9 protein-coding genes, 1 rRNA gene and 1 riboswitch are annotated in these 11,502 nt (G+C 48.6%); of the genes, 5 read left to right on the top strand and 5 right to left on the bottom strand.

Going from position 1 to position 11,502, the window contains the following annotated elements; all coding sequences use genetic code 11:
- Positions 1 to 2,206: S-layer homology domain-containing protein (locus tag HFP08_RS25465; RefSeq protein ID WP_206109318.1), on the top strand; the 2,206-nt coding region annotated here is incomplete at its 5' end.
- A gap of 154 nt (positions 2,207 to 2,360) precedes the next feature.
- Here the strand turns inward: HFP08_RS25465 and HFP08_RS25460 are convergent.
- From HFP08_RS25460 to HFP08_RS25445, 4 genes are all read right to left on the bottom strand, one after another.
- On the bottom strand, positions 2,361 to 3,941 hold the full coding sequence (locus HFP08_RS25460) for an S-layer homology domain-containing protein (protein WP_168123452.1): 1,581 nt from the start codon (positions 3,939 to 3,941) through the stop codon (positions 2,361 to 2,363).
- A gap of 58 nt (positions 3,942 to 3,999) precedes the next feature.
- Positions 4,000 to 4,974 (bottom strand): hypothetical protein, encoded by a 975-nt coding sequence (locus tag HFP08_RS25455; RefSeq protein ID WP_168123451.1) that lies wholly within the window; start codon positions 4,972 to 4,974, stop codon positions 4,000 to 4,002.
- A gap of 194 nt (positions 4,975 to 5,168) precedes the next feature.
- Complete coding sequence (locus HFP08_RS25450) at positions 5,169 to 6,506, bottom strand: sensor histidine kinase (RefSeq protein ID WP_168123450.1); 1,338 nt, start codon at positions 6,504 to 6,506, stop codon at positions 5,169 to 5,171.
- A complete protein-coding gene (locus HFP08_RS25445; RefSeq protein WP_168123449.1) occupies positions 6,503 to 7,147 on the bottom strand; it encodes a response regulator transcription factor in 645 nt (214 codons plus the stop codon). Before HFP08_RS25445 ends, HFP08_RS25450 begins: the two co-directional genes overlap by 4 nt.
- Before the next feature lie 185 nt (positions 7,148 to 7,332).
- On the opposite strand from HFP08_RS25445, the gene HFP08_RS25440 reads away from it, so the two are divergent.
- The gene (locus HFP08_RS25440) at positions 7,333 to 8,130 is read left to right on the top strand and encodes a hypothetical protein (protein ID WP_168123448.1); all 798 of its coding nucleotides are present in this window, start codon (positions 7,333 to 7,335) and stop codon (positions 8,128 to 8,130) included.
- Positions 8,131 to 8,297: 167 nt separating this feature from the next.
- Complete coding sequence (locus tag HFP08_RS25435) at positions 8,298 to 9,641, top strand: UDP-glucose dehydrogenase family protein (protein WP_168123447.1); 1,344 nt, start codon at positions 8,298 to 8,300, stop codon at positions 9,639 to 9,641.
- Between the two features lie 116 nt (positions 9,642 to 9,757).
- On the opposite strand, the gene HFP08_RS29555 is transcribed toward HFP08_RS25435, so the two are convergent.
- Positions 9,758 to 9,886, bottom strand: coding sequence for a hypothetical protein (locus HFP08_RS29555; RefSeq protein ID WP_277345890.1), 129 nt, complete (start codon positions 9,884 to 9,886; stop codon positions 9,758 to 9,760).
- A 333-nt stretch (positions 9,887 to 10,219) separates the two neighbouring features.
- Positions 10,220 to 10,300: riboswitch (cyclic di-GMP riboswitch) on the top strand.
- A 14-nt stretch (positions 10,301 to 10,314) separates the two neighbouring features.
- On the opposite strand from HFP08_RS29555, the gene HFP08_RS25430 reads away from it, so the two are divergent.
- Both HFP08_RS25430 and HFP08_RS25425 read left to right on the top strand, forming a co-directional pair.
- Complete coding sequence (locus HFP08_RS25430; protein ID WP_168123446.1) at positions 10,315 to 11,121, top strand: transglutaminase-like domain-containing protein; 807 nt, start codon at positions 10,315 to 10,317, stop codon at positions 11,119 to 11,121.
- A 297-nt stretch (positions 11,122 to 11,418) separates the two neighbouring features.
- A 16S ribosomal RNA gene (locus HFP08_RS25425) occupies positions 11,419 to 11,502 on the top strand; the annotation flags it as partial.

Genomic DNA, 11,502 nt, shown 5'->3' with positions numbered 1-11,502 from the left:
CCAGGGCTGGTACAAGGAAGCTGGATTGACGAATGCATGGGACTTCACAGCGGATACAGTGCCTGTAGACGGCGCAACCTTGTATGCGAAGTGGCTCATTAATTCACCGAATAAACCCGTCATACAATCAGTTGTACCAGGAGATACAATGGTTGCAATCAGTTGGACAAGTGTTGCCAATTCAACATCGTACAATATATATCAGACGACAACGTCCGGAGCTTACGATAGCCCGATTGCAACAGTTGGTGAATCCGTCTATCAGTATCAAGCCACAAACTTGGAGAATGGAACGCCATATTATTTCGTAGTTAAAGCGGTGAATGATGGCGGGGACAGTGAGGCTTCCATTGAAGTTAGTGCCATTCCTCAAGTGCCTGCCCCTGGAGCGCCTGTCTTGCATGCTCCTGTTTCTGATGATAAGCAGGTCACTCTTTCATGGGATCCCGTTATAGGGGCTTCTGAATATAAGATTTATTCAAGTATAACGCCTACTAATTATGCAACAGAAAATGGAACAGTCGCAGGATCGGTATATACCTATAATGTAACAGGATTAACGAATGGAACGCCATATTATTTTACAGTCAAAGCCACTAATCCAGGCGGTGAGAGCGTACCTTCAAACGAAGTAAGTTCGACACCAATGGGGGCTCCATCGGCACCGTCAGATATTAAAGCGAAGGCTGGAAACAGACAAGCCATTATATACTTTACAGCTCCTTCCGATGATGGTGGAAGCCCTATAACGGGCTATGAAGTAATCTCAACGCCGGGCAACATTACGGTAACAGGTACAGAGAGCCCAATAAAAATAACAGGCCTTGATAATGGGACAAGTTATGCCTTCAAGGTTAAAGCGATTACTGCTCTAGGCAAGAGTGTTGGGTCAGCCAGCTCGAATTCTGTCGTGCCAAGAACACCTTCTACTTCTACACCAAATGAAGATAACAACGGAGGAGCAGTTATTCTCGTTAACGGCAAGGTAGAGAATGCTGGAATCGTAACAACGTATGAAGTCAATGGCCAAATGGTTACCTCCATTGCGGTAGACGAAGATATATTACAGCAGCGTCTTGATCAAGAAGGCATTGGCGCGGTAATCACAATTCCCATATTTACAGGCAGTGATGTAGCTATTGCTGAGTTTAATGGACGCATGATTAAAAATATGGAGAATTTGCAAGCAGTGGTGGAAATTCGTACGGAGAAGGGAATCTATACGTTACCAGCAGTGCAAATTAATATAGATGCGCTGTCCAATAGATTCGGGACCAATCTATTATTACAGGATGTCAAGGTGAGAATTGAAATTGCAGAACCGCTGCCTGATACGTTGAAAGTGGTTGAAGAGGCAGCAAACCGTGAAGGGTTCACGCCAGTAGCTCCATCGGTCAACTTTAAGGTGAGCGCAGTTTATGACGGAAGATCGGAAGAGATTTCAAGGTTCAACGCTTATGTGAAACGTATGGTTGCGATTCCTGAGGGCATTGACCTCAACCTGATTACAACCGGAATTGTGGTAGAGCAAGATGGGACAGTGCGTCATGTCCCAACGAAAGTCATAGAAGCCGATAACTTGTATTATGCCCAGATCAGTAGTCTGACGAACAGCACCTATTCTGTCGTTTGGCATCCACTGGCTTTTGAGGATGTAGCGAATCACTGGGCGAAGGATGCAGTGAACAATATGGGCTCCCGTATGGTGATTAACGGATTCAATAATGGCGAGTTCAAACCTGATCAGGTAATCACTCGTGCAGAATTTGCGGAGATTATCGTAAGAGGGCTTGGGTTGAAGCTAGAAAGCGGAGCAGCCCTTTTCACAGATGTAAGTAAGAATGCGTGGTACTATAAAGCCATTCAAACCGCTCATGATTATGGATTAATTAACGGCTTTGAAGACGGTAGCTTTAGGCCGGATGACCGAATTACTCGCCAACAAGCAATGGTCGTCATAGCTAGAGCAATGGAGATTACTGAGTTGCAGGGAGTAAGTTCAGATGTGGCAGTTGAAAATTTGCTTGGCGCGTTCAAGGACCAAGATTCTGTATCCAGTTGGGCAAGAAGCGCTGTAGCAGACAGTGTAGAAGCAGGTATTGTCTTGGGTAGACGCAATGGGGAGCTGGCGCCTGATGCCTATATTACACGCGCGGAAGTAGCGTTGATCATTCAGAGGTTATTACAAAAATCCAGCTTGATTTGATTTTTTATTAAGAAAAAGCGCTGAAGTTGAACCGCCAGCAATTAGGTATAAAATATGTGCCTTATTCCAATACTATCGCATTGACTCTCTCATACCCCACGAAGAAAAGCCCAAGCCAGGTTACCCGGCTTGGGCTTTCATCAATCCTTATTCCTTATTCCACAATCGATTCGGAGCCATCTGCATTGTCCGTAAACGAGTGATCATGTGAAGCCTCTTCGATCGCTTTGAACGCCCAGTACGTTGTCGGTACATCGCTCCAAGTTGGATTTGTCCAATCTTGCGAGCCGCGCTTGAGGATATTGTTGATCATGGAAGCTGCTTCGGCACGGCTTAATGCTTTCTCCGGCTGGAATGATCCGTCAGGATAGCCCTCCATCACGCCGGCTTGCTGAACGGCTGCAATGTCCTTCCCGGCCCAATGGCCAGCCGTATCCTTGAATGCTGAAGATACAGCCGCATCGCTTTCCAGCTTCAACCATCGGCTTGCGATAGCTGCCATCTCTGCTCTTGTGACGGACTGTTCCGGATGGAAGTTGCCGTCCGGCAATCCTGACATGAGTCCTTCGGCGTTCACATATTGTACGGCCGACTGTGCCCAGTGGCTGGCAGCGACATCAGGGAACATCCTCTCGCGGCTGTCTTCACGAATGCCGCCAGCTTCAATGCGAGAGAGTATCATCGCCATCTCGGCCCGGCTTATGCCTCTGTCGGGCTTGAAGGTTCCATCAGGATAGCCCTGCATATAGGCATCATGCTTATGCTTTGCCTCTTGTGCGAGGAGATACTCCTTCCAGCCTTCCATATTGAGAATGGTGAAGGTACTGAACTTGTTAACCCCGAATTTCAGACCCAACAGGCCGTCCTTATATACGACCACTTCCGGCTTGACCAACTGACGGTCGCCGTCGCTATGCTCGATGAAGATGACGAGGTCAGCCAGGAAGGCTTCGCGTTCTTGCTCATCTGTCGGCAAGGTGACATTTTGCAGCGGCAAGATAATGTCGACCGCTCGGCTCGAGAGATTGGTCTCGATGGTCATCGGGCGAGCGACAACGCTGACAGAATTGTCTCCAGCGACCTCATGGACAACCTGCTCGACTCTTGCCCGTTCCTCGACCTCGGTGCGCTCTGTCTCACTCTTGATCGGAATGACTCGGAAGTAGAAGTCCTCGGTAATATCGGATAGGGAGTCATTGGACAGCACAAGCTTGGCATTCTCTGTGTAGATCTCGAGATTCAAGCCTCCGCTTGCCAGCGCTGATACGGTTTCCTTAGGGATGGTGACGTCTAACCGGGCAACCTCGTCTTCCTTATCCGGAATTACGATACGCGCGGTTGTTTGTCCGGATTGCTTGGCTTTCTCGACGGTTTCTTTGGCTTGCTCCGGCTTGAATGTTACTTTGTCATTCTTGGTACCGTCAGCATTGGTTGTCCGTTGAATGGTTGCCGAGGATATCCCCGATCCATCTCCGTTGTCGACGATAACCGAGATTTCCTCCGTTGTGGAAGGCGTGGTCGCGGGTTCATTCTCATGACTGTTATCCGGCTCAGGCTCAACCACATTGAACTGAACATCAAGTTCGTTCGAAATAATGTCCAGGGCCGGAGTGCCGCTCTCGGCGGAAACGGTCTTGAACGGATATTCCCGAACGATAATAAGAATCAGGATTGCGCTTAGTAACATCAGTAGGAAACGCATGGCAGGCTTCTGCATAAATTCACCACGATTCAAATAATTTGTATCCCCCCATTAAGTAATGAGGGGATGGAAGAGAATTGGAAATGATTAATTAACTGGGTTGGTTAATTTGATAGTCCATTGTGTATTCATCGCTTTCTGAATAAGCTGTTCCTGCTCCGTCGCTGTCAACCTTAATGGAAACGGAATAAGTGCCCGGGGTGGAATTGAACACAGCATTTTGCAATGTAATATAACATTCACGGGGCGAATTAGCAGGCACGCTAATGGGTATGGTCAGTGTCTTGGTAGCCTCGTCCCAGAAATTTGTAAGATCTGTGTGCGTGCCGGTTTCGTAGTCTGTGTAGGAGCTAGTGGCTGCGTCGAAGCCTGTAATGCCTTCGCCCAATTGAATGACAGCCGTTCCATTATCGGCCCCTGCCGCAGGATAGTAATAGAGAGTTGCCGTTTTCGTTTCTCCGTTTATAAAAGATAATGGCCAGAAATTACCTTCACCAGGCATTTCGGTTTTTAGGGCAGGCGTGCTTTCTTTAATCGCAACAAGGCTGGCCGAGAAAGGAGTTCCATTCGATACGTCGTTGAAGGTAATGTCGAATGTATCGGAATAAGCCGTGTCATTCATGCCGATGGCAAGTCCTTCATTCAATTCATAATAGTCAAATCCGTTATCGCTGAATGAACTTTCAATGGTATTGTCATCAACTTCTATGGAGTCCACAGCGGCTGCGCTTGTCTCAGGTAGCTTCAGCAGTATAGTGACGGACAGATCGTCGTCATTGTCCGCTCCCGGACTTACATAATAAGTGATGGTTTTCGCCTCGTCCTGAATCAGGTCGTAGCTCTCAAGCGCTGTGTTCAGAGCGGCTGTGTCCCAGGAGAGAATCACGGTATCCTCTACATCTGGAGCCGTGACGTTGAACACCGCTGGCAGTTCATTGCCGATCATATTATCCAGCGGACCGCTGGTGGCTCCGGCATATGCAGGTGTAACGAATGAACTGATCATGCAAGTTGACAATGCGGTCGTTAGCCATACTTTCTTACGAAATCTTGGTAGAATTCTCAATGTCCTCATCCTTCGCTAGTTGATTTTTGAAGCGTGTGCGACGATCCCCTTGTTTCTACATAATCTCTTATGCTTCGACATAGTTCAGTTTACTTCAAAACAACTATAGTTCGTAATGCCTATTTTTTATAGGCCTTTTGTCCGGATGATAGAAGAAAAGAGCCGTTCGCATTGAACGGCTCTTCAGTAATCATTCAGAGATGGAAGCGGAGAGAAAACCGGGAACCCTGGCCGAGGACGCTCTCTGCGTGGATTGTGCCGTGATGCTGCAGCATGACGTTCTTGCAATAAAACAGTCCCAGCCCATAATTGTTGCTCTTGCTCTTGGTCGAATAGAAGGGTTCGAACAGAGCGGGAATAGAGCTCTTGGGGATGCCTTCGCCTGTATCTGTAATCTGAAGGACGATTTCATGCTCCATCTCTCGCAATGTAACGGTGATGACTCCCTTATCTTCCATCGCCTCTGCAGCATTGGCAAGAAGATTATGAATCACTTCCTTAATATGCACAGGATCGTAATACATATCGGAGACTTGCTCAAGCTTCCGGTTGATGATGAGTTGTTCTCCTGCCGTCTTCTCGAATGCATCCAGACATTGCACCACGATTGGCGCCAGATTGTCCTGAATCAGCTTCACTTCAATGGCTTGCACTCGCTCGTTGATTTTCGACATCATGCTCTGAATATGATGCACAGAGTCGGCTGCCATTGTAAGCATATCCTCGAGCTCTGGCTCGGAATTTTCGAGATGCGCAGCTTGATCCTTATCCTTGATGGAATGCCTCATTTGATGAAGCAAGATGTCGACCTTCCCTATTTCATTCTTAATCGTATGATTAAGCAAGCTCGAACCGCTTTTCAATACATGGAGGGAAGCATCTGTCTTCAGCATTTCAAGCTTGATCCTCACCCCGAGCGCGCCTTGCTTGATGCCGATGATAATGAAGAGGGTCAAGAAGGCGAAGGCGAACAGATAATTAAATCGGAAGAGATCGATTTCATAGTAATAGAATAGATAGCTAATCGCGATATAAAGCATGGTCGGAACGATGAACAGGCTGGTTAATGTTCTCTCAATCCTCTTGTAGGGATGATTCTCCTTCCAATTCGCTATCAGTAATAGAAGGATTCCTGTGGTCATGCACAGGATGACAAACAACACGACCGGCAGCTCATTATCTCCTTCATAATTAATGCGCCTGGTTGGCGTAAGCGGAGTCAGAAGCCAGACAATGCCGATCAGAAGGAGACCGAGCGCTATAAGCTTATGGCATGTCTTCTTCGCAGCCAGACCTGAATAGACGACGCCGAACATGCACAGTGTATAAGCCATGGCGACATCGGTGAGGAAAATCATTGCATTTATGAACAGATTGGGCGCGTCCGGATATTTCAAGTCGAGAAGAAACACGACGATCATGAGACTTCCCGAGTACAAAGAGGCGCTCAGCCATCTTAACGATGGATTGCGGGGATTAAGCGCAATGATTACGGTTGCCAACGCCGCGGCAATGATCATGGTCGTTATCATCGCTCAAAGTCCTTATGGCTCAGCCCCCTGCTCTTAATCGTCCGCACGGCATCCTTCATTGTTCTGGCTTTGAATTTATGGAGGATGCTTGTAATCTGGTTTTTCAGCGTGCCTTCCGACTTGCCCAGCTTGTCCTTGATCTGCGCGCGCCCGGCCCCCTTCTCGCTAAGAGCCACGATTTGCTGCTCGGCAGCTGTCAGCTTGCCGTATTGTTCATCCTTCTTCAGGCGTAAGTACTCGTTCAAAATAATTTCTTGCGGGGACCTGGATGCCATAACGCCCCGGATGGTATCGGGTATCTTCCGGAAATCATGCTTGCTCACGTAATGAATGGCCCCGGCGGTGAAGGTATCGATAATGACCTTCTCATCCTCCAATGAAGTCAGGGCGATTATCTTCGCCTGATTCTCCGTCAAGCTCAGCTCCAGGATGGCTTGAATGCCGTCCAGGTTGCTATGCGTCAAATTGATGTCCATCAGGACGATATCGAACTTGTTGCAAGCACAAAAGGAGAGAGCTTCTTCTTTGGTTCCTGCCGTGTGGGTAACCTGCAGATTTTCTTCGTTATTTATAAACTTGGTCAGCATGGTTCTCCAAACCGGATCGTCTTCAACCAACAATATTTGAATTTCTCTGGTCACGAGAATCAACGCCTTCCAATGGTTTCTAGCTGTCAATCTATTTTACAATTAAATGAATCCATTCGTAAACGTTCTTGTGAAGGCCCGGGGATTGTTGTAAGATAAACTCAAATTCTATCGATATATGACAGACATAAGGAGAAGCATGCCCAAGCCATACATAGAAGGGGTGTGCGCCCACAACCATGAACAAATGGAAATGGATTCTTATCGGCAGCGCTGCTGTCGTTCTAATAGGCGGAGTGGTCACTCTCGGCATATTGTCTCTTAAGGACAAGCTGCAGGATGTGAATGAGCTGCAGGATCAGATCGCGGCGGCATCGACGAATGCAGATGCGGATGAGGCTGGCGACGCGGCGGCTGGGCCGATGGATGCAGCGAGCCCCGGCTCATCAGATACGTCTGATGGTTCAGCAGATCCGCAGACCTCTTCCTCTTCCGAACCGGAGCATACGACTGAACTTCCTCAATCTTCTGTTGATAGTTCGAATGCGCAGCCAACCAACTCGGAGCCAGCCGTTCAGCCAACAGCAACCCCTGACGGGACGCCAACAGCTTCGCAGCAGCCTGTCGCGACGAAGAAGCCGGAAACTTCGACAGAGCCGGCCTCAAGCGCTACGAATGAAGACGCCAAGGGAGCTCAGAAGCAATCCATCGACGAAGCAATCACTGTCAAGATGGAAGCTCTGCAATCTTCATGCACCGCTCAGAGCAACAGTCTCGTTCAGCAAATCAAGAAGGAGCTCTCTGGCGACGACAGCAAAGGGATTGAGACGATTCAGGACAAGTACCTGGAGCAGATTATTGCTGCGGAAGCCAGCTGCGACAACGACTTCGAGAAGCTCGTGAACGACGCGAAGGCGCAATATGAGGCGGCGGGGATCGACACCGGAGATCTGCCGGACTGGAGCGCCGAATACGATAGCGCGAAGCAACAGGCGAGAATCAAGGCTTTAGGCGAGATTGCCGCAGCGATGAAGTGAATAATTGGACCTTTGCCGGCAGCGACTTATTCCGTGAATGGACGCAGTCTGGTTGAAGGTCTATTTTGCATGGGAGAAGGAATAAGAACGTAATGGTCCGCGGCGAAATATGATAAACTAACCGTATTGGCGTTTTTTCACTAGAACCTGGGGAAGAAGGAAGAGATATGTCTAAGATCGCAGTAGCTGGAACCGGCTATGTAGGCCTGGTTGCGGGAGTATGCTTCGCCGAGATGGGCCATCAGGTCACATGCGTGGATATTGACGAGAACAAGGTGAAGCTGATGAAGTCGGGCGTCTCGCCCATCTACGAAGCGGGGCTCGAGGAGCTGATGCAGAAGAACTACGCTGCGGGCCGAATCGATTACACGACGGACTATGAATCCGCCTATAAGGACGCGGATGCGATCTTCATCGGAGTGGGGACGCCGGAGCAGCCGGATGGCTCTGCGAATCTCTCCTATATAGCAACGGTCGCCAGGCAGATCGCGGAGACGATCGAGAAGGATTGTCTTGTTGTGGTGAAGTCCACCGTGCCTGTCGGGACGAATGATAAGGTCGATCAGTTCATTCATGATTTCCTCGTGCATGATGTGCGGGTGGAGGTGGCTTCGAATCCGGAATTCCTGGCGCAGGGCTCGGCGGTTCAAGACACACTGCACGCGGAGCGCATTATTATCGGGACGGTGAGCAAGTGGGCGGAGGATCTGCTGATGGACATCTACAAGCCCTTCAACCTGCCTGTGGTATCGGTCAACCGGAGATCGGCGGAGATGATTAAGTATGCTTCGAATGATTTCCTGGCTTTGAAAATATCCTACATGAACGACATCGCGAATCTATGCGAGCGCATTGGCGCGGATATTCAGGATGTGGCGAAGGGGATGAGCTTCGACCCGCGAATCGGCAGCAAGTTTCTCAATGCCGGCATCGGCTATGGCGGCTCGTGCTTTCCGAAGGATACGAAGGCGCTCGAATATCTCGCGAGGCAGAACGGCTATAAGCTGAAGACGGTGAAAGCGGCCATCGACGTGAACAATGAGCAGAAGACGATGCTGTATAAGAAGGCGAGCAAGCGTCTCATCACGTTCAGCGGTTTGAAGGTGGCCGTGCTGGGCCTGACCTTCAAGCCGGGCACGGATGATTTGCGGGAAGCGGCCGCTTTGGAGAATATCCCCTTGCTGCTGGAGCAAGGAGCAGAAATTTACGCCTACGATCCGGTAGGTGTTGCGAATTTCGCGAAGCGTTTTCCCGCGGGACCTGTTGGCAATGGCCATATGACCTATGTCGATCGTGCTGAAGAAGCGCTGGCTGGCGCGAATGTATGCTTTATTTTCACGGAGTGGGGCGAAGTGAAGGCGGTGACGCCGGAAAGCTACAAGAAGCTGATGCGCACGCCGCTGGTCTATGACGGCAGGAATATCTATCGCGTCGATGAGATGCAGGATGCTGGAGTGGAGTATCATTCGATCGGCCGCGCGCCTGCGAATAGCCGGGGCATTCAGGAATAGCGCTGAGTCGCGCTGGAAAGGTTAAGGCCTTCGGCAAAAGTCGCCTTGTTAGCAAGGCGCTGTCGCTGAAGGCCCTATGCAGGAATCGTGTTAGTAGCATTCATGGCAGATCATGGCTAGAATAATTTCTTTCGATTATGATTTCTGAATTTATACCAGAAGTGTCCGTCCTCGTCGCGAAACAAGCGGATTCCGAACATTCTGAGCGGCGTATTCAGTTCCTTGAACATTTTATACCCCGACATGAGCGGTCACTCCTCTCTGCCCTCCTTATATATTATCAGACTAATTACCTATCTGCCATATGATATGCCTAAAATATGGGACGAAAGAATTACATATATGAAGCTGTCTCTAGTAATTATTTCGTATCGAATTGTGGCTTTTGTTCGTTCATGTTCACTCGCGCGACAGGATGATACAAAGTGCTCTGCGAAACTTGCGAAAAATTCGAAAAAAAAAGTAACACAAAGCTAGATAGATATGGTAATATAGCATTATATCGATTCATTTCTCCAGAAGCATATAGGACTTTAGCGAACGGAATATGAGTCTTTATAGAACAAATCATATAGCTTCAACGATAATGGCAAACCTGTCGAAAGGCAGGGACGCAAAGCAATAGGGCCTTCCGTTATGATGGCAGCCTTGCTACCGAAAGGGGTTATTTTTTATGCGCAAAATCTCTGTTCTATTCGTCGTATTATTCATGTTGGCAGCTTCGTTCCATGTTCAGAGTGCGGGAGCCGTTGCGGCTGACAGCTGGCTTGATGTATCCGAGTTGTCGAAGGGTGTCGTCTCGATCTCGTATCCCGTGAAGAAGAATGTGAAGACGAAAGCGATGGTTGTGAAAGGCAAGTCCTCTTACAGCTATAATCTGACGGCGGCAGTGGAGAAGGAATCCTTCGAGCTGCAGCTTGGCAACGGGGCATATAAGATTTATGTACTGGAGAATGTGTCGGGCAATTCCTACAAGGCGACTCGGCAAGGCGAGGTAACGTTGAGTCTGAAGGATGACAAGACGGTGTTCCTGAACTCCGTGCAGAATGTGAACTGGACAAGCAGTGACAAGGCGATTAAGAAAGCGGCAGAGCTTGCGAAGGGCAAGAAGTCGGATGAAGAGATTGTGAAAGCTGTCTATGATTATATGACTTCTACTATAGTGTACGACAATGAGCTGGCGAAGAGCATCCCGTGGGATTATCTGCCGAGCATTGATCGGACGTATTCTACGCAGAAAGCAATTTGTTACGATTACGCTTCGATGTTCGCATCGATGCTGCGCAGCCAAGGTATTCCGACAAAGCTGGTTATGGGGAACTCCGAGTACGTTAAGGTCTATCATGCCTGGAATGAAGTATATCTGGATGGCGAATGGGTAACGATTGACACCACGGTAGACGCAACCTTGAAGCAAGCGAATAAGAAGGTAGAGTGGCTGAAGGATTCGAAGAAATATACGACCGAGAAGGTTTATTAGAATAAGCGAGGAATCGCTGAATGATAGAGGACAAGTTCATGATTTTTATGAGCTTGTTTTTTTGTGAAAAAAAAGCTTGCAATCGTATAGGCATACGTGATATATTATCTAAGTCGCCGCTGAGAGACACGCGGTTGACGGGTAACAAAGATTGTTCTTTGAAAACTGAACAACGAGTGAAACTGCCTCATTACATGAACGAAGCTTGCTTCGTTGAGATAATGAAAAAGCGAAAAAATGAGCAAGTCAAACACCTTGGAGCTTTTCGCATTGGCTTTGCCAAGTGCGAAAACTCCCTTTATGGAGAGTTTGATCCTGGCTCAGGACGAACGCTGGCGGCGTGCCTAATACATGCAAGTCGAGCGGAGTTACGCCTTCGGG

The organism is Paenibacillus sp. HB172176, from assembly GCF_011947265.1.
Lineage (GTDB): Bacteria > Bacillota > Bacilli > Paenibacillales > Paenibacillaceae > Pristimantibacillus.
The sequence above is the reverse complement of the archived record's forward strand: the minus strand, read 5'-3'. Positions and strand labels throughout refer to the sequence as shown.

What these genes read in the sequence shown, in the direction of transcription:
- HFP08_RS25450 (WP_168123450.1), bottom strand. Translation starts at nt 6,506, where the DNA reads ATGATAACGACCATGATCATTGCCGCGGCGTTGGCAACCGTAATCATT.
- HFP08_RS25440 (WP_168123448.1), top strand. Translation starts at nt 7,333, where the DNA reads ATGAACAAATGGAAATGGATTCTTATCGGCAGCGCTGCTGTCGTTCTA.
- HFP08_RS25435 (WP_168123447.1), top strand. Translation starts at nt 8,298, where the DNA reads ATGTCTAAGATCGCAGTAGCTGGAACCGGCTATGTAGGCCTGGTTGCG.
- HFP08_RS29555 (WP_277345890.1), bottom strand. Translation starts at nt 9,886, where the DNA reads ATGTCGGGGTATAAAATGTTCAAGGAACTGAATACGCCGCTCAGAATG.
- HFP08_RS25430 (WP_168123446.1), top strand. Translation starts at nt 10,315, where the DNA reads ATGCGCAAAATCTCTGTTCTATTCGTCGTATTATTCATGTTGGCAGCT.